Origin of the sequence: Corynebacterium nasorum (assembly GCF_022347325.1) — a bacterium.
GTDB classification, from domain to species: domain Bacteria; phylum Actinomycetota; class Actinomycetes; order Mycobacteriales; family Mycobacteriaceae; genus Corynebacterium; species Corynebacterium kefirresidentii.
This window is the reverse complement of sequence record NZ_JAKRDU010000001.1, coordinates 366,057-384,770: the sequence shown is the minus strand read 5'-3', so window position 1 is coordinate 384,770 and position 18,714 is coordinate 366,057. Positions and strand designations below refer to the sequence as shown.

Here is an 18,714-nt window from a genome sequence, read left to right as displayed (position 1 = left end):
GTCCTCCCGTGTTCGAGTTATCTAAAGGAAAATGATGGATAACAATTCGCAGTCCGTGGCAGTGGAGCAGACCACTGCGGCGGCTAAGAAGACCCGCCGTCGCCGCAAGGCGAAGCGCACCATCGCCGGTGGCTTCGCTTTGGCGATTGGCCTGTCCGGTGCGGGCGTCTTGGCTTCTGCCTTGACCCCAGACGCACAGGTCGCCACGGCGGAAAAAGATGACCAAGCCCTCGTTCAGGAGGGCAAGGACATCTATGACACCGCTTGTATCACTTGCCACGGTGCCAATCTGCAGGGCATCGAAGGTCGCGGTCCGTCCCTCGTTGGCATCGGCGCTGGTTCCGTGTACTTCCAGGTGCACTCTGGCCGTATGCCAATGATGTCTAACGATGCGCAGGCAGAGCGCAAGGCTCCGCGTTATACCGAGCAGCAGACTCTGGCATTGGCTGCATACGTAGCAGCCAATGGTGGCGGCGCAGACATCGTTTACAACGATGACGGAAGCGTTGCCCAGGAATCCCTGCGTGGTGCTAACTACAACGGCGAAATCCAAGCAGAAGACGTAGCGAAGGGTTCTGAGCTCTTCCGCATGAACTGTGCATCTTGCCACAACTTCACCGGTCAGGGTGGCGCGCTGTCCTCCGGTAAGTTCGCTCCTGAGCTTGCCCCGGCAAGCGAGCAGGAGATTTACCAGGCAATGCTGACCGGCCCGCAGAACATGCCTAAGTTCTCAGACCGCCAGCTGACTGCAGACGAGAAGAAGGACATCATTGCCTACCTCAAGTCTGCAAAGGAAACTCCTTCCCCAGCAGGTTGGGACCTTGGTAGCCTCGGCCCCGTAGCGGAAGGCCTGGCAATGTGGATTATCGGCATTAGCGCCCTGTGCGCCGCCGCTATGTGGATTGGATCGCGCTCATGAGCAATGTAAAGAAGAATTACACTAATGCTGAGCTCGATAAGATGAGCAACGATGAACTCGCTGCTCTAGGTACCGAGCTCGATGATGTCACCGTCGCGTTCCGCAAGGAGCGCTTCCCGGTTGAAGGCGACCCGGCTGAAAAGCGTGCGGGCCGCAACGTCGCCATCTGGCTTTTCCTGTCTGTCATCGGCGGGCTGGGATTCCTCGGCGTTTACCTGTTCTGGCCGTGGCAGTACAAGCAGCTAGGGGAGGAGGGCCACATTTGGCACACCCTCTACACTCCTTTGCTGGGTATTACCGCCGCACTCGCAATTTGTGCGTTGGGTATCGCCATTGTTCAGTACGTTAAGAAGATCCTCCCAGAGGAGATTTCCGTACAGCGTCGCCATGACGGTCCTTCCGAAGAGGTTGACCGTCGTACCTTGACCGCGTTGCTGAATGATTCTTGGAAGACTTCCACCCTTGGTCGCCGTAAGACCGTTCAGGGGCTGTTGGGCGGAGCCGGCGTTCTGTTCGGCCTGACTGTGATTGCACCGCTGGGCGGCGCAATCAAGAACCCATGGAAGGTTCGCCACAACCTGAACTACGCCGGTGACGGAACTCTGTGGACCTCCGGCTGGACCCTTCATAATGAAGGTGTCAAGCTTTACCTGGCCCGCGACACCGGTACCATCGCTGAGAAGCACTCCGGTGAAACCGGCGAGCACTACAGCACCAAGGGCGTTACCCGCCTGGTTCGCGTGCGTCCGGAGGATCTGGCAGCAGGCGGTATGGAGACCGTCTTCCCGCTGGCAGAAGAAGACGTCAACGATGGCGATAAGTACGATGCCGAGCGCGATGTCTACGAGCACCACATGCACTCAATTCACGGCAACCGCAACGCCGTGATGTTGATCCGACTGCGTCACAACGATGCGCAGAAGGCCATCGAGCGCGAAGGTCAAGAAGACTTCCACCACGGCGACTACTACGCCTACTCCAAGATCTGTACTCACATCGGTTGCCCGACCTCTCTCTATGAGGCTCAGACCAACCGAATCCTGTGTCCATGCCACCAGTCGCAGTTCGACGCTTTGCACTACGGCAAGCCGGTCTTCGGTCCTGCAGCCCGTGCACTGCCACAGCTGCCTATCACGGTGGACGACGAGGGCTACCTCGTTGCACAGGGCAACTTCATTGAGCCTGTCGGCCCGGCATTCTGGGAGCGTAAGTCATAATGAGCAATAAACTCGCCCAAATGGGCAACAATATGGATGAGCGTTATAGCGCCGCCGGTGTGCTGAGGACTCAGCTGAACAAGGTCTTCCCGACCCACTGGTCCTTCATGCTCGGTGAGATGGCGCTGTACAGCTTCATCATTCTTGTACTGACCGGTATCTACTTGGCGTTGTTCTTCGACCCTTCCATTACGAAGGTCATTTACGACGGCACCTACGCACCGTTGAACGGTGTGGAAATGTCTCGCGCTTACGCCACTGCGCTGGACATCTCTTTTGAGGTTCGTGGCGGTCTGTTTGTGCGCCAGATGCACCACTGGGCAGCCCTGCTGTTCATGATGTCCATGGTGGCTCACATGCTCCGCATCTTCTTCACCGGCGCATTCCGCCGTCCACGTGAAGCAAACTGGATCATCGGCTGCGCACTCATCTTGCTGGGCATGATCGAGGGCTTCCTCGGTTACTCCCTGCCGGATGACCTGCTTTCCGGTGTTGGTCTGCGAATCATGTCCGCCATCATCCTCGGCCTGCCTATTATCGGTACCTGGCTGCACTGGGCAATCTTCAGCGGTGACTTCCCGTCTGACCTGATGCTGGATCGTTTCTACATCCTGCACGTTCTGGTCATTCCGGGCATCATCCTCGGCCTGATTGCTGCCCACCTGATTATGGTTTGGTTCCAGAAACACACCCAGTTCCCCGGACCGGGCCGTGCCGAGAACAACGTCGTTGGTGTCCGCATTATGCCGGTCTTTGCTACCAAGGCAATTGGCATGGGCATGATGGTCGCCGGCGTACTTGCTCTGATGTCTGGTCTGCTGACCATCAACGCCATCTGGACGCTTGGACCATACAACCCGTCCCAGGTCTCCGCCGGTTCTCAGCCGGATATCTACATGCTGTGGACTGATGGTGTTGCCCGTGTCATGCCAGCTTGGGAGCTCTACATTGGCAACTACACCATTCCTTCCGCGTTCTGGGTTGCTCTGCTGTGTGGTCTGATGGTCGTACTGCTTATGGCATATCCATTCTTGGAGAAGAAGTTCACCGGTGACGATGCACACCACAACCTATTGCAGCGTCCGCGCGATGTTCCTACCCGTTCCGCTATCGGCGCAGCTGCCATCGTATTCTTCTTGCTGGTCACGCTGTCCGGTGGTAACGACCACGTAGCGCACTTCTTCCAGATTTCGCTCAACGCGATGACCTGGGTTGGTCGTATCGGCTTGATCATCTTGCCTCCGATTGCATACTTCATGACCTACCGCATCTGCGTTGGTCTGCAGCGCTCCGACCGTGAGGTTCTGGAGCACGGTATCGAGACCGGCGTTATCAAGCAGATGCCGAATGGTGCCTTCATTGAGGTTCACCAGCCGCTCGGCCCGGTTGATGCCGATGGTCACCCAGTTCCCCTCGAGTACGCAGGTGCTCAGGTTCCAAAGCAGCTCAACCAGCTCGGCTTGGCGGATTCCGAGACTCAGGGCACCTTTAGCCCTGACGATGAGGCGCTCATGCACCGCGTCCATGAAATCCACTCGGATAACCACGATGAGGAAGCGGAGATGTTCCGTCGCCTCAACGAGGCTAACCGCCGCGAGGACGAGGAAAACGGCCGCATCTAAGCCCTTTTCTTGAGGATTACTCGAAACACGCTCATAGACCCACCCTGCTCCTGCTGAAGGAGCAAGGGTGGGTTTTGCGTTTTGCTGGCCCAATACTTCTCTAGGTGCTGTTGTTATTGAGGTGTAATGCCGAAGCGCAGAAAGAGTACTGGAATGGAGCCCCTGCGCGGTGAGCGGCCTTGGAGCATGGAGGAGCAATGTTTAGACGATAAACGCGTGAGAAGTCCATGGAGTTCCTCGGCAGGCGTTCATAGCCGGGCTTGTTGTTTTCGTTTGGCGTTGTCCCTACGGGCAGTCAGGCTTCGATGCTGCTTCTTGTAGGGGCTTTCTCAAGTTCCTTGTAGTTACGCCCTATTTTCTAGTCTCGCGGTGACCTTCACTATGGGTTTCGGTTAAAGATCTGTACGCGGCGAGAGGCCGATACTGCTCGGCTATGTAGGGAGGTTCGACTGTCGTGAAGGGGCTACAGTGCGGTGGAGTAGAAGGGGTTAACTTACGGCTAAATAGGGCCATCAAATGTGTTAGTGGCTAAAGTCACAAATTAGAACTTGCTTAATTGTTGAGTGTCAGCATTGTGAACATACGGCTTTGAGCGGTGTGGTCTAAGCTTTGATATTTATGCAGGTAGTGGGTTTATAAGTTCTGCTAGCGGTGAACTTATTTCGTTCTATGGGTGATAAGTCTCGTCTAGGTCAAGGGAAGGTAACGAACCGATAACAAAGCAAAATTGGGTAGTGCGAATGGACATCGGTTGTAATGATTTCGTAACCTATTCGAGACATTGAGTTACCGCCCGAAAGGTGCTCAATCTAAACAGAAGAATTACAGCGCCGCATCTGGCTCCTCCTACTGAGGGGCCGAGTGGAGGAAATCCTAAAGGAACGGATTTCCAACGAACGCTAGTCCCCCAGGGTCAGAGCTTCTCTTAGTAGAGAAGTAGGCGCGCAGGAAGATTTGGAGTTTTTCTCATGGCACAGCACCGTCGTCAGGGCATTAAGAACACCCGTCGAATCGCATCTACCGCAGCACTGGCTGCCACCGCAGCTGTCGTTGCGCCAGGCGTAGCGCAGGCGGCAGAGGTCGTCGTACCTAATACTGACTACCGCTTCGAGGTAGCAGGTCTGGAAAACGTCCCGAATATTGACCAGGTCCCGAACATTGACCGCTACGTTCCGTCTTTGGGCCAGGTTTCTGACCAGCAGAACACCAACTACGCAGCCGCCGGCCACAAGCAGGCAGCTCCGGCACAGCAGACCGTTGGTCAGAAGGCGCTGGCAGCAGCCCGCTCCGTTATCGGCTCCCCGTACGTTTACGGCGCTGCAGGCCCTAACGCCTTCGATTGCTCCGGCCTGACCAGCTGGGCATACGCTCAGGCTGGCAAGCAGATTCCGCGTACCTCTCAGGCACAGGCCTCCGGTGGTACTCCGGTTTCGCTGGATCAGCTGCAGCCGGGTGACATCATCGCTTACTACGGTGGTGCTTCCCACGTCGGCATCTACACCGGCCACGGCACCATCATTGACGCTTTGAACTCCGGTGTTCCGGTTCAGGAGCGCGACATGAACTACATGCCGATTCACTCCGCTGTCCGCTTCTAATAGGTTGCGGATAGAGCCCTCCCTTCCGTGGGAGGGCTTTGTTGTGCATTAGGGGGTAAAACCCGCTATAATTGATGCGATTTTTAAATTCCTCTTAGTCTAAGGGTCCTTACGTGTCTAAACGAGTACTTCCCGTAGCTGCAATCGTGGCAGCTCTTGCTGTGTCGTCGGTTTCTGGGATTTCGCAGGTAGTTGCGCAGGAAGCGGCGCCGCAACAGGAAAACGCCACGGAAGATATGGACGCGTTGGTGGAGCGCGTTGGCGAGGTTGCGCGCAAGGTTTCCGCCAAGAATGAAGAAGTAAAAGAGCTAGAAATCAAGCTCGAGGAAAAACAGGCGGAAGTCTCTGATTCTGAGAGCGCAGCCGCTGAGGCGCAAACTCGGGCGGATGAGGCGAAGGGTGACGTGACCGCGCAGCAGAGCCGCGTCGATGACCTCGCTCAGTCGCGCTACCGCGGCGATTCTCGCTCCGCTGTATCGGGAGCGCTGGCTGCAGAAAATCCTTCCGATGCAGTTGAGCGCATGGGTTACCTCGGCGCGCTTTCCCGCCAGGCGCAGCGCACCCTTGATGCAAAGGCGAGCGCCGCTTCAACGGCGGAGGGAGAAAAGCACAAGGCTGCTGAAGCCGCTACTAAGGTACGCGAGGAAAAGAAGGCGCTAGAAGAGCAGCGCGAGAAGCTCCTCAAGGAAAAGGAGGAGCTGGAAAAACAGCAAGAGGACATCGAGAAGCAGGTAGACGCCCTCGATGAGCAACAGCGCCAGGCCTGGGAAGGGCAGTTCGGCGGTACCGATAAGCCTGATATGGATTTGGGCGAGGTTGCTGATGGTGCCGCTTCAGCTGCTCTGTCGAAGCTGGGTGCACCTTATGGCTGGGGCGCTGCAGGCCCAGATCAATTTGACTGCTCTGGGCTGATGTTCTGGGCGTATCAGCAGATTGGCAAGTCGATTCCACGTACGTCGCAGGCTCAGATTGCTGGCGGTACCTCGGTACCGCTTGAGGACCTGCAGCCGGGCGATATTGTGGGTTATTACCCTGGTGTCACCCACGTGGGTATGTACATCGGTAATGGGCAGGTGGTCCATGCCTCTACCTATGGCGTGCCTGTTCAGGTGGTGCCGTTGAAGTCCATGCCGATTACCGGAACGGCGCGGTACTAAGTGGCCCGCGTTCTGCTGGTAACCAATGATTTCCCGCCCAAGATCGGCGGGATTCAGTCTTACCTCCGGGATTTTTTAGCAACCTTAGATCCGCGCGGCGTCGTGGTATTTGCCTCGACTCAGGAATCGCCGGCGGAATTCGATGCCGCGGTGGACTACAAGGTTATCCGTTGGCCTCGCCGAGTGATGCTGCCGACGCCGGCCACGGTGCGCCGCATGCAGGAGATTATCCGCGCCGAGGGCATTGACATCGTGTGGTTCGGTGCAGCTGCGCCCCTTGCCTTGATGGGCAAGGCCGCTAAAGAGGCAGGAGCCACCCGTGTGGTTGCTACAACCCACGGACACGAGGTGGGGTGGTCGATGCTGCCCGTCGCCAGGCAGTGCCTGCGCCGCATTGGTGATCACGCCGACGTCATTACTTATATCTCTGAATACACCCTGCGTCGGTTGCGCCGAGCATTTGGGCCGAATCCGCGGTGGGAGCATTTGCCTTCCGGCGTGAGTGTAGAAGGACTTTTCCCGGCCACACCGGAGCAACGTGCAGCTGCAAAGGCTGAGTTCGGTGTCAGTGGGCCGACTATCGTGTGCATATCGCGGTTCGTACCCCGCAAAGGCCAGGATCAGCTCCTACGCGCCATGCCCTTAGTACGCGAAGAATTCCCCGATGCGCAGCTACTTCTTATCGGGCGCGGGCGCTATCGCCGGGCCCTAGAGGAACTGGCGGATATCTACTGCCCGGATGCGGTGATTCAAGAAGCAGAAAGCATTGAGACTGCCTTGCACGCGGCGGATATCTTTGCCATGCCGGCGCGCACTCGCGGCGGCGGTCTGGATGTTGAGGGCTTGGGCATTGTCTACTTGGAGGCCCAAGCGTGCGGCCTGCCGGTTATCGCCGGAGACTCTGGCGGAGCACCGGAAACAGTAACGGGGGATACTGGGGTCGTCGTCAATGGCGCATCGGTGCAGGAACTGGCAGAGGCAGTAAAGGCTCTTTTGGCTGATCCGCAGCGTAGGCTCAGCATGGGGCAAGCGGGGCGTCGCCATGTAGAAGCTCATTGGACCTGGCGGATTATGGGCCAGCGATTGCGTCGGCTGATGTCCTGATGTGACCCTAACCAGGTTGTCGGTATATTCTGTTATGCATGCTTAAGAACAACTCCGCCGATCTCACTATCGGCTTTGACGTCGGTGGCACCAACGTGCGCGGTGGAGTGATCACTCGGGAAGGGGAAATTCTCGCCAGCCGTACCGTTCCCACTTCTATGGACGTCGAGCAACTGGAAGCGGACATAGTGGGTATCGTCGAGGAACTGCGCGCTGAATATACAGTGGATGCGGTTGGCCTCGCATTGGCGGGATTTCTGGATCCTTCGTGCGAAGTAGTGCGCTTTGCCCCGCATCTTCCATGGCGGCAAGCCCACGTGCAGGAATCGCTTTCGCGCAAGCTAGACATGCACGTGCGCTTGGAGCATGATGCAAATTCTGCTGCGTGGGGAGAATGGCGCTTTGGTGCTGGTCGTGGCGCGGAAGATTGGGTCTTTTTTGCAGTGGGAACCGGAATCGGCGCCACGCTGATGACGCATGACACCATTTACCGCGGTGCGTTCGGGACCGCACCAGAGTTTGGGCATATCGTGGTGTCTCCTAATGGGCGGCAGTGCTCGTGTGGCAAGCGTGGCTGTTTGGAGCGTTATGCCTCCGGGACTGCCTTGCCGGATACCTGCGCCGATCTGCGTGAACATTATGAGACTTCGTTGCCGGCGGAGCCTACAGGTAAAGAAATTACCCAGGCAGCGCGTAGGGGAGACCCGCTTGCTGTAGCGGTGATGGAAGACTTCAGCCGGTGGCTAGGCCAAGGCCTGTCCATTGTGGCCGATGTCCTCGATCCAGAGCTCATAGTGCTTGGCGGCGGCGTATCTCAAGACGCGGACTTGTACCTCGAAGGGGCCACCAAAGCCATGGGGCAAGATATTGTCGGGGCAGGGCATCGCCCCCTCGCACGTGTTGCCACCGCGGAATTGGGGTCTGCAGCGGGTATGATTGGCGTAGCCGATTTGGCCCGTAGCGGCCGTTAGAACGAACAAAGGACGACCTGGCGATGAAAAACAAGTGGTACTGGGCTTTTAAGTACATATTCTTCGGACCTGTCCTGCGCGTATGGAATCGCCCGTGGACCGAGGGAATTGAAAACATCCCAGCGGAAGGGCCCGCGATTTTGGTCTCGAATCACCAAGCTGTGATGGATTCTTTCTTCTTTCCTTTGGTATGCCCTCGCCAGATTACCTTTCCAGCTAAGTCGGAATATTTCACCACCCCTGGGTTCGTCGGTAGCTTGCAGAAGTGGTTTTTTACTTCGGTAGGCCAAGTCCCCATCGAGCGCGATAGTGAAGACGCTGGCGATGCCATTGTGCAAACCGCAGAAAGCATCTTGTCCCGCGGGGACCTTTTCGGTATTTACCCGGAAGGCACCCGTTCTCCGGATGGTCGCGTTTATAAGGGCCGCACCGGCATGGCGCGCATTGCGATGGAGACTAACCAACCGGTTTTCCCCATTGCGATGATCAACACGCGCAAAGCTAATCCCATTGACTCGTGGATTCCTCGCCCCTTCAAGGTCGGCGTGCGGGTGGGCGACGCCATCTGGCCGCATGAGTGGGCCAAAGAGCGCGGTATGAATCCAAAAGAGCATGAGACGATCCGTGCCTTTACTGATTTTGTGATGCGCAATTTGGCCGAGATGAGCGATAAGCCTTATGTTGATGTGTACGCCTCCGATGTGAAGGCTTCACTCAAAGCTGGCCATGGTTACCCCGCCGGCGCAGAATACAAGGGGAGGTAATCACTATTCCCAAGGCCCGCTTAGCCTGGCCAGATACCGCTAAAGGCGTATCCATTATCGGCGTCGTGCTGCTGCACGTCACGCTGGTAGTTCCAGAAGGTGAGCTAACGTGGTTGGCTGCCCTAAACGTATGGCTGGACCCGCTCCGCCTACCCTTGTTCTTTCTCGTATCCGGCTATTTCTCTACCAAGATTTTTCGCTATTCTTTTAGCGAGCTATTTACTCGACGCCTGTGGTTTTTCCTCGTTCCCTATACGGTGTGGATGACCGTTGAACTATGGACCAAGCGCATCGAGTATCACTGGGTTTTCGGTGATCCCTATCTCCAGGTTACTGAGCTACTGTATAACCTGCTTTTGGGGCACACGATGGCTTGGTTTATTCACTCGCTCATTTTGTTCAATATATTTTTGTGGGCCGTGCGCAAGCTGCCAGCGTGGGCGGGCATAGGACTAAGTTTTGCACCGCTGCTTTTTATAGCCTGGCAGGACCACTATTTTTTCATCGGCAAGGCAATTATGTTCTTGCCCATTTTCGTGGGGGCGGCCTATTTGCGTGGACCAATTACGCGGTTTGCCGACGCCGCCGAAGCACCCTTCAAGGGCAACTTCCACACAGGATCGCTATGGGTATATTGTGCGGCCATCATTAGCTACATCACGGGACTGTCCCTCCGCCAAACCTGGAATGCTATCGAAGGTGACGTAGCTGTGCAGTGGCCATTGCCAGGTGGGGACGTCCTCGGCCGGGGCGATTTAGATCTCTTGATTCGCTTTGCAGAGCAAACGCTCGAAACCCCAGCGGGCATCGTCGGTGCGGTCATCATCAGCCATATTCCGGCGCTTTCCACCTTCGTAAAATTTGTCGGCCGGCACACGTTGCCCATTTACTTGGCCCACCCCATTGGTATGACGGTGGGATTCGGGTTCTTCATGGCCCACCGAGACTACGCGGTGAGCCTGGCCGGCGCGTGGCCCATGGAAAATACCTGGTTCTGGATTGGAGCCTGCTTTTTCTACTCGGCAGCGGCCTCGGTGGCACTGTGGGCGCTGGGCAAGGTACCTATCCTTGGGTGGACGCTGGTTCCACCGCGGATTGATAAGCGCCGGCCCGTCGTAGAGCCAATGGTAGCGAACAAAGAACCAGCAGGGCAGTAACGATGGCGTAATCATTGCCCACGATGTGCTGCCACCAGGCCCAGCTTAGCTCTTGGCCATTGGCATGAGGCACGAGCCAGTGCCCGCGAGCCAGAAGCGCCAGCCACGTTAGTGCGGCAAACCCCCAGTGGCGACGGGCCACCAGAAGCACTCCCGCCAAAACGAGCCAGGTAAAGTGGTGCGACCACGACACCGGCGAGCACAGCAGCGAAACTGATGCGGCCAGAAGCATGAGCACCGCTTGGTTCTCCTGTGAGAGACGCTCCATGGTAAACCAGACGAGGGCAATGACGAGGAGAACAGCTACGAGCCATAGCTTTTCGGCGTGTTCTGGGGCTAGGCGGCTGAAGAATCCGCGCAGAGATTGGTTGGAGCTATAGGCAAGGCCGCCAATGCGGTTGGAATCGCGCAACGTATCGCTCCAGTACTGGATGGAACTATGCGGATTGCAAGCAAAGGCAAGGAGACCCGCGGCTAGGAAGGCGCCTAGCGCGCTGAAAAATGCGCGCCATTCCCTGCGGACAAAGAACACGGCGAGGAATACTGCGGGGGTGAGCTTGATAGCCATTGCAATACCGGTCAGCACGCCGCGGCCACGGCTGGGGCTAAGCCAGAGGATATCCACCACCACTAGTGCGGACAGCAAGATATTGACCTGCCCGAAGCTAAAGGTCTCCGTGATCGGCTCAGTAAGCATTGCGGCCAAAAGCGCCCAACCTGCCCAGCCAGGGCAGCGCAAAGCACGCAGAACGAGGGCTACGCAGCCCCAAAGCGCAGCAAAGGAAGCGATAGATATGAGGATGCTTGCGGCGGTGAGGGGAATCCAGCTCAATGGGACAAAAAGCAGCGCCGCAAACGGCGGGTAGGTAAAGGGGAGAGAGACATCGCGATTGCTGCCCACTAGGTAATCTTTGGCATATAAATCGCTGCCAAAGCCGGCACCGCCTTCGCGGTAAACGTCGAGGTCAATGTGGTAGTAGGTGGAGAAATGGCCGGAGAAAAGCTCCGGAATATCAATCAGCCACCAAAGGGCCACGAGGGCAGATAGGCACAAGGGAAATGCAGTAAACCACACAGACTTCTTCACGCCAGAAGTGTACAACTGTCTCTTTAAGGGGCCAATTTACCGCCCCGGATAAGGCGACGCTAGGCTTGGGAGACGTGCGCTACTTCTATGACACCGAATTTATCGAAGATGGACAGACCATTGAATTGGTCTCCATCGGCATCGTCGGTGAGAATGGCAGCGAGTACTACGCTGTGTCTACGGATTTTGATCCGGCAAAGGCCAATTCTTGGGTAAAAGACAATGTATTAGCCAAGTTGCCCAGCCCCCGGGATCCAGTGTGGAAACCTTTGGAGACCATCCGCACGGAGGTCTTTGAATTCCTGACCCAAAGTTCCACTCCGATAGAGCTGTGGGCGTGGGTGGGAGCCTACGATCACGTGGTATTGGCGCAGTTGTGGGGAGATATGGCCGGGCTGCCTAGGCGGATGCCGCGCTATACCCGCGAGCTCAAGCAGTACTGGGAGTTTGCAGGACGACCAAGCTTGCCCGCCGTGCCAAAGGGCAATCATGATGCGCTTGTCGACGCCCGCCATAACCTTGCCAAGTTCCGTGCCTGCGCCCAGGTGCTTCCGCTCTCTAAGGGCAATAGAATCAATATCTAGAATTTAACTAACGCGCTATAGGTCCTTAATGGTTAAATAGCAGTGTGAGTTGGACAGTAGATATTCCGCAAGGCGTTCTCCCGGACCTTCCACCATTGCCTGAGGGCATCGAGGAAGTCTTCCAAGACGTCATCAAGCGTGATGCAAAGCAGCAGCCAAGCTGGGATCCCTCCCAGGCCAATAACGTGCGCAAAATTCTCGAATCCGTGCCTCCTATCGTGGTTGCGCCCGAGATTGAAGCGCTCAAGAAGAAGCTGGCAGACGTTGCCCTAGGCAAGGCTTTTTTGCTGCAAGGCGGCGACTGTGCAGAAACGTTTGAGTCAAATACCGAGCCGCATATCCGCGGCAATGTGAAAACGCTGCTGCAGATGGCCGTGGTGTTGACCTATGGTGCCTCGGTTCCCGTGGTGAAACTGGGCCGCATCGCCGGCCAGTACGCCAAGCCGCGTTCCTCTGATACGGATTCTAACGGTCTGTTGAACTACCGCGGTGACATTGTCAATGGCGTGGAGCCAAGCGAGGAGGCGCGCCGTCACGACCCCGCCCGCATGATCCGCGCCTACGCAAACTCTTCGGCGGCAATGAACCTGGTACGTTCGCTAACCTCGTCTGGAACTGCGGATCTCTACCGCCTGCATGAGTGGAACCGTGAGTTCGTGCGTAAATCTCGCGCTGGTGCCCGCTACCAGGACCTAGCCCGTGAGATCGAAAACGGCCTGAACTTTATGAATGCCTGCGGCGTGCACGATGACACCTTGCGCTCTGCCGATATCTACTGCTCGCACGAAGCATTGCTGAAGGACTACGAGCGCTCCATGCTGCGCTTGGGCTTGGATAATAACGGCGATACCAAGCTCTACGATCTTTCTGCGCACCAAGTATGGATTGGTGAGCGCACTCGAGGTATCGAGGATTTCCACGTGAATTTTGCGGCGATGATTGGCAACCCAGTGGGCATCAAGCTGGGGCCAGGGGTAACCCCAGAGCAGGCCGTGGAGTACGCAGAAAGGCTCGACCCGAACCGCGAACCTGGTCGCCTGACCATGATTTCGCGCATGGGCCACGATAAGGTCCGCAGCGTTCTACCTGCCATCGTGAAGGCAGTGGAAGACTCAGGCCACAAGGTGGTTTGGCAGTCTGATCCGATGCACGGCAATACCTTTACCGCATCCAATGGTTATAAGACTCGCCACTTTGACAAGATTGTGGACGAGGTCCAAGGCTTCTTTGAGGTCCACCGTGAACTGGGCACCCATCCGGGTGGCGTGCACCTCGAGTTCACCGGTGAAGACGTCACCGAGTGCCTAGGCGGTGCCGAGGACATCACCGACGTGGACCTGCCGGGCCGCTATGAGTCTGCCGTAGATCCGCGCTTGAATACACAGCAATCGCTAGAGCTGTCCTTCCTCATTGCGGAGATGCTGCGTAACTAAATCCACAGGTTCGGCGTCATGCCATAAAGCGAAGAACCGAACCACCACCCGCCGATCGCCACCGCGCCAACAGCAATCGCTACCACTAGTAGGAAAAGAACTAGTGAAAGCGGATTGCGGTTGGTCAACGGACGCTCGGCGGGTTCTTCTTGTGCGCTGTGGACCGGTTGCTCAGGGACAGACGCCGGCACCGGTGGTGGCGCAGATGCAGCTGCCGGGGCAAACGGCTCGAGGGGGGACTCGGCCGTGGAATATGGCTGCGGTTGTGGCTGCGGCCCTGGAGCGGCCTCCGCCTGAGGCATATCCAGTTTTGTTTCAAAACTAAGGCGCTGCGGCGGGATGACTTCTGTCGGGCCACCGTCAAGATGTTCCGTTTCGTCCTGCGAGATGCTGCGAGTGGGCTCAAAGATCTCGGTGGCTCCTGTGCCAGAAAAATCCGTAGGAGCCTGTGCCGTGCGCGCTGCCGCAGCGTTCCTTGGCACGGGGATGGTCACGTCTGGGAGATCGAGCTCTCGGCAGACGTCATCGAGTGCCTCGAGAAACTCGCCGGCGTCGGAGAAGCGCTCACGGGGATCACGGGCGGTGGCGGTGGCCACGAGGGCGTCGACAAGCTTGGGCACACCAGAGATACGCGACGACGGCGCGGGGACGTCGGAATTTAAGCGGGCCGTGGCATGCGCCATGGGAGTATCGCCAGAAAAGGGAACGGTGCCGGTAAGCAGCTCGAAGAGGACAATACCGGCTGAATATACATCTGAGGCCGGGGTAATTTCCCCACCTGTGACTTGCTCTGGCGCAAGGTAGGACACGGTGCCCACAATCATGTTTGTCGTGGCTTCGGCATTGGTGGCGCGCACCAGCCCAAAATCGCCCACCTTTACTCGGTGGTGGGAGGTAATAAGCACATTATCGGGTTTGATGTCGCGGTGGATGAGCCCGGTGGAATGCACCTCCTCTAGGCCGCGGAGAACATTGCGCAGGGTAGAGGTGGCCGCCTGCACTGGGAAGGGGCCGCCTTCGGCCAGAAGCTCGCGCAGCGTACCGCCATCGATGAGCTCCATGATGAGGTAGATGGGCTCACCATCGGCCGAAAAGTCGTGAATAGCCACGAGGTTGGGATGCTGCAAACGAGCCATGGCGCGGGCCTCGCGCGAAAAGCGCTTGATAAAAACTGGGTCATCGGAATAGCGCTCGTCCATGACCTTGGCCGCTACCGCTCGCCCAAGCCGCATGTCCACGCAACGATAGACGGTAGACATGCCACCGCGGGCAATGGGGCGATCGATGCGGTAACGGTTTTCCAGCACGTCACCAATTTCCAACCTAGTCATGCTTCCCAGTATGGCTGATCCTCTAGCCCGCGTTAAAGTAGAGAACGTGACTAATGCAGAAAAATCCCTAGATACCTTGCTCGCTAACGAAGAACTGCTCAGCATGCAGCAAGTAGCAGAAAAGCTAGACTTGCCCATTACGCGCGCCTATGACCTGCTGCAGGACCGAAAGTTCATCGCCTGGGATTCCCCAGAAGGAAAGCGGGTGCCGCTGGCCTTCTTCAATGATAAAGGTGTCATTGCCAAGCATGTGACCGCGGCGATTACCGTATTGACCGACGGCGGCTATAAGGACACCGAAATCTTCAAGCACCTCTTTACTGAGGATGATTCACTGCCGGGCCGCCCCATCGATGCCTTGCATGGTCACCTCGCCCGCGAGGTTATCCGGCGTGCTCAGGCTGCCGCTTTTTAGGCACGCCTTCAAATATCCACTGAATGGCAAACCATGCCACCACGATCATCCCGATGACCCAGAACCAGTTGTAGAGCTGGTGATTGCCATCGCCGGAGAAGGAGACGCCGATAAACAGGGCCACGCCGGAGGCGAATTTAATAAGCCATAATGGCGGCCGGAACGTGCCCATCAGGGTAAAGATGGAGGCGTAATACCACGGCAAGGTCACGGCATTGAAGACAAAGGCGACCTGGTAGGCGGCCGCGGTGCCCATGACAGCGTCGCGGTCGTCCTTGCGGCATAGCCACCACACCGCCACCAGTCCGATGAGCATGCAGGCCATTGCGATGCTGCGCAAGACAGCCAGGATGGCGTTATAGGAAGCATCCGGCATAAAGATTTGCACGGCGGGGAAGATTACATCAGTGGCTAGGGTTGGCCCCGCAAGCGGGTTGATCACCTTGGAATTGCCGCTTACCTGAGACAACCAGCCCCAAGACGTTCCCGAAATCCATGTGATGAGGGCTACCGCAGCGATGATTTCTACCAGCGCAGTTAGGCCAGAAAGCACAAAGACGAATAGCGACCGCCACTTGCTAGAGCCTTTGGGCGCGTAGTAGTGAAGCATCATCCATACAATGAAAGGTGCCGCAATGACGGCAGTGGCCTTCATCGCCACTGCCGTGCCTACGAGGAGGAGGGCGGCGTGGAAATGCCTGTTCAAAGCTGCTAGCAGCCCGATAGATACGAGACCCACCATGAGAGATTCGTTGTGCATGCCGCCGATGAGGTGCAAGATAATGACTGGGTTTGCCACGCCGAGCCACAAAGCTACCGCCGGATCAGCGCCGAGTTTCGAAGCGATGCGGGGGATAGACCAAGCGATGGTGATAAAACCTAATAGGGAAAGAACCTTATACGCGGCGACACCTGCGGTGACGTTGTCACCCACCAAGCCGGTGACCAATTCACCTATCCATAAATGAAGGGGGCCATAGGGCGTGGTGGTATTGCGCCAGTCCTGGGAAACCTCAAGAAGGAAGGGGCCTGGATTGACAGCAGCACCTTCGGTATAAGGATCGAAGCCGTCGCGGACCATTGCGCCCTGCATGAGATAGGAATACACATCGCGCGAAGCCAGGGGACCGGCAAATACAAGGGGAGTGACCCAGGCAAAGAGGATGCGCTGGATATCGCGTAAGCCGCCCTTGGGGCGAGGGTTAGTAAGCTGCGGGCGAATAATGGTGCGCCCAGCGAGTACCCAAGCCGCAGCTAAGAGGAAAATGCCCACCCAGTACAGCGCAAGACCGAGATTGCGCCCGTGACCATAAGACAAGAAGCCAATATTTAGCGCCTCAAGGAGCCCGCCGCGGTTCCGGGTAGCGCCGCCGGAGAATGAGGCAAACAGCAAAATACAGGATGCCGATAATCCCAGTGGTAGCGCGCGCGGAATGGGAAAGGAGTACGTCTTTGACACGGCAAAAACCTACTTGTGGCGAGCCGTGGCCTTGATTGCCAACTGCTCTAGGGTTTCGGTTACCGCGGGATCTACTCGTGCGGCGCGCAGGTGCTGCAAACCGGATTGCGTCAGTGATGCGATGCGGCGCTCAATCTCTTCCGGTGCGCCCGAATCAGCGATAATCTGCGCTAAGCGCGATAGCTCCTGGGGATCTGAGGTGTGACCGATGAGCTTGCGTAGGGTGGCCGCAGCCTGCGGGTCGGATTCATCCGCGCGACGAAGCGCTAGCGCCAAAAGCTCGGTGCGTTTTCCTTCGCGCAGATCATCACCGGCAGGTTTGCCGGTTACGGCGGGATCGCCAAAGACACCCAATTGATCGTCGCGCAACTGGTAGGCAATGCCGATATCTTGCCCGTAGCCGCGGAAGGCTGCGATAAGTTCTTCGCTAGCACCGGCAATCGAGGCGCCCAAGTGCAATGGGCGTTCAATGGTATAGGCGGCCGTTTTATAGCGGTTGACGGAATTGGCAAGCTCTACGGATTCGGAACCGGCCGCCTCCAAAGAGATATCTAAAAGTTGTCCGCCAATGACTTCAGTTCGCATGCCGCGCCACGGGCTGCGAGCTCGGTGTAAAGCTGCCGCACTAAGACCGGAGTCCTGGAACATGTCCTCCGCATACACCAGCGCTAGATCGCCGACCAAGATTGCTACGGACGTGCCAAAAAATTCTGGGTCCCCCAAGTATCCCGACTCGCGGTGCAGCTTTTCGACGCCTCGGTGCACCGTAGGATTGCCGCGCCGGGTATTTGAAGCATCGATAATGTCATCATGGATGAGCGCACATGCCTGGATAAATTCCAGGGAAGCGGCCGCGCGGAGCATGGCCTCCGGGTCTTCTTCTCCGCGACCAGCAGCGAGGTAGCCCGCCCAGGCATAGGTGGGGCGCACCCGCTTGCCGCCGTCAAGCACGAAGGATTCCAAAAAGCTCACGGCCTTAGTTACAGGGGCACCAATTGCGGCCACCTGCTCTCGGCGTTGATCAAGAAAGGCAGCGAGTTCTTCGCGTACCGCACCGGAAATGTCCGCCAGCTCAGGAATATTTTGCATAGTCACATCCCACACGATACCGCCTAGAGCACATAAGAAATAACAGAGGTTTACAGCGGCAGCCTAGCGCCCAAGATGGCAAAAGGGCGGGCATCGGCGGGGTAGAGGTGATTGCGGAGGACATCGAAAAAACCGGCGGACCTATAGAGGCGGAAGGCACCGTTGTCCTCGTTTGGTACTTCAGGCGTGGACAATAGGGCATAACGCGCCGGGGCATTCCATAACAATCCCTCTAAGAGCTTTTTACCCAGGCCGTGTCCCTGGTATTGCGGCAATACGTGGATCTCCGCCAATTCGTAGTAGTTGCGTACGATGTCCCACTGCTCTTCAGTGGGACCGCCTTGCAAACGTAGCCCGCGACGAAGCTCAGCGTCCCACCAGCTATCCGGAGAACCTAGAAACCCATAGGACACCCCAACGATGCCGTCGTCCTGGGTGGCTATCTGCGCGCTGAATCCAGGGCGCGTCAAGTCACGTCGCCAGCTGGAGATGCGGCTGTGCACGATGGCGGGGTTGTAGTTCATTGCCTCGATATGGATTTCAACCAATTGAGGGGCCAGTAAGGAAAACTCCGGCGGGGTTAGGCGGCGAATTTCAAAGCTCACAGTATCTATGACACCAGAAGTCTGGCCCAGAGGCGGACAGTGGGGCGAACTCTGTCTTTCGGACGCGGTGTTAAAAAGTCGAACAATCGGCCTTATAGAACCTTGTGCGCAGGGTATACCCTTGTCTAATTCGAACAGGTGCACTATTCTTAAGGATGAAATGTCCGGCGGCTTCCTTAGGGTCAATGGGCAAAACCAACGA

At 57.1% G+C, this 18,714-nt stretch carries 17 protein-coding genes; 12 read left to right on the top strand and 5 right to left on the bottom strand.

Annotated features, from left to right (window positions below):
• Positions 1-31: 31 nt before the first annotated feature.
• The 9 genes from qcrC to MHK05_RS01785 all read left to right on the top strand — a co-directional run bounded on the left by qcrC (position 32) and on the right by MHK05_RS01785 (position 10,509).
• On the top strand, positions 32-919 hold the full coding sequence (gene qcrC, locus MHK05_RS01825; RefSeq protein ID WP_049361051.1) for a cytochrome bc1 complex diheme cytochrome c subunit: 888 nt from the start codon (positions 32-34) through the stop codon (positions 917-919).
• The gene (gene qcrA, locus MHK05_RS01820; RefSeq protein ID WP_023021176.1) at positions 916-2,136 is read left to right on the top strand and encodes a cytochrome bc1 complex Rieske iron-sulfur subunit; all 1,221 of its coding nucleotides are present in this window, start codon (positions 916-918) and stop codon (positions 2,134-2,136) included. Before qcrC ends, qcrA begins: the two co-directional genes overlap by 4 nt.
• Entirely contained in the window at positions 2,136-3,758 is a 1,623-nt protein-coding gene (gene qcrB / locus MHK05_RS01815; protein WP_023021177.1) for a cytochrome bc1 complex cytochrome b subunit, read from the top strand. Before qcrA ends, qcrB begins: the two co-directional genes overlap by 1 nt.
• Before the next feature lie 968 nt (positions 3,759-4,726).
• Positions 4,727-5,356: a C40 family peptidase gene (locus MHK05_RS01810; RefSeq protein ID WP_200288857.1), complete on the top strand. Its 630-nt coding sequence runs from the start codon at positions 4,727-4,729 to the stop codon at positions 5,354-5,356.
• A gap of 113 nt (positions 5,357-5,469) precedes the next feature.
• Positions 5,470-6,513 (top strand): C40 family peptidase, encoded by a 1,044-nt coding sequence (locus tag MHK05_RS01805; protein WP_239204397.1) that lies wholly within the window; start codon positions 5,470-5,472, stop codon positions 6,511-6,513.
• The gene (locus MHK05_RS01800; RefSeq protein WP_239204395.1) at positions 6,514-7,617 is read left to right on the top strand and encodes a glycosyltransferase family 4 protein; all 1,104 of its coding nucleotides are present in this window, start codon (positions 6,514-6,516) and stop codon (positions 7,615-7,617) included. It abuts the gene before it with no gap.
• Positions 7,618-7,655: 38 nt separating this feature from the next.
• A complete protein-coding gene (locus MHK05_RS01795) occupies positions 7,656-8,588 on the top strand; it encodes an ROK family protein (RefSeq protein WP_239204393.1) in 933 nt (310 codons plus the stop codon).
• 23 nt (positions 8,589-8,611) lie between these two features.
• Positions 8,612-9,352 (top strand): lysophospholipid acyltransferase family protein, encoded by a 741-nt coding sequence (locus tag MHK05_RS01790; protein WP_239204391.1) that lies wholly within the window; start codon positions 8,612-8,614, stop codon positions 9,350-9,352.
• A gap of 65 nt (positions 9,353-9,417) precedes the next feature.
• Positions 9,418-10,509: an acyltransferase family protein gene (locus MHK05_RS01785; RefSeq protein ID WP_023021183.1), complete on the top strand. Its 1,092-nt coding sequence runs from the start codon at positions 9,418-9,420 to the stop codon at positions 10,507-10,509.
• Here MHK05_RS01785 and MHK05_RS01780 read toward each other — a convergent pair.
• Positions 10,415-11,596, bottom strand: coding sequence for a glycosyltransferase 87 family protein (locus MHK05_RS01780; RefSeq protein WP_239204389.1), 1,182 nt, complete (start codon positions 11,594-11,596; stop codon positions 10,415-10,417). The genes MHK05_RS01785 and MHK05_RS01780 overlap by 95 nt on opposite strands.
• 74 nt (positions 11,597-11,670) lie before the next feature.
• Here MHK05_RS01780 and MHK05_RS01775 point away from each other — a divergent pair, with 74 nt between their 5' ends.
• A complete protein-coding gene (locus MHK05_RS01775; RefSeq protein WP_239204554.1) occupies positions 11,671-12,180 on the top strand; it encodes a polyadenylate-specific 3'-exoribonuclease AS in 510 nt (169 codons plus the stop codon).
• Positions 12,181-12,224: 44 nt separating this feature from the next.
• Positions 12,225-13,613, top strand: a complete 1,389-nt coding sequence (locus MHK05_RS01770; RefSeq protein WP_023021186.1) for a class II 3-deoxy-7-phosphoheptulonate synthase — start codon at positions 12,225-12,227, stop codon at positions 13,611-13,613.
• Here the strand turns inward: MHK05_RS01770 and MHK05_RS01765 are convergent.
• Entirely contained in the window at positions 13,610-14,944 is a 1,335-nt protein-coding gene (locus tag MHK05_RS01765; protein WP_239204387.1) for a protein kinase domain-containing protein, read from the bottom strand. The genes MHK05_RS01770 and MHK05_RS01765 overlap by 4 nt on opposite strands.
• Positions 14,945-14,954: 10 nt before the next feature.
• On the opposite strand from MHK05_RS01765, the gene MHK05_RS01760 reads away from it, so the two are divergent.
• A complete protein-coding gene (locus MHK05_RS01760) occupies positions 14,955-15,359 on the top strand; it encodes an Rv2175c family DNA-binding protein (RefSeq protein ID WP_023021188.1) in 405 nt (134 codons plus the stop codon).
• Here MHK05_RS01760 and MHK05_RS01755 read toward each other — a convergent pair.
• Genes MHK05_RS01755 through MHK05_RS01745 form a run of 3 tightly spaced genes read right to left on the bottom strand, consistent with a single transcriptional unit; the run spans position 15,328 to position 18,512 of the window.
• Positions 15,328-16,818, bottom strand: a complete 1,491-nt coding sequence (locus MHK05_RS01755) for an alpha-(1->6)-mannopyranosyltransferase A (RefSeq protein ID WP_239204385.1) — start codon at positions 16,816-16,818, stop codon at positions 15,328-15,330. The two genes, MHK05_RS01760 and MHK05_RS01755, sit on opposite strands and share 32 nt — an antisense overlap.
• Before the next feature lie 9 nt (positions 16,819-16,827).
• Positions 16,828-17,907 (bottom strand): polyprenyl synthetase family protein, encoded by a 1,080-nt coding sequence (locus MHK05_RS01750; RefSeq protein ID WP_239204552.1) that lies wholly within the window; start codon positions 17,905-17,907, stop codon positions 16,828-16,830.
• 50 nt (positions 17,908-17,957) lie between these two features.
• On the bottom strand, positions 17,958-18,512 hold the full coding sequence (locus MHK05_RS01745; RefSeq protein WP_023021191.1) for a GNAT family N-acetyltransferase: 555 nt from the start codon (positions 18,510-18,512) through the stop codon (positions 17,958-17,960).
• Positions 18,513-18,714 lie beyond the last annotated feature (202 nt).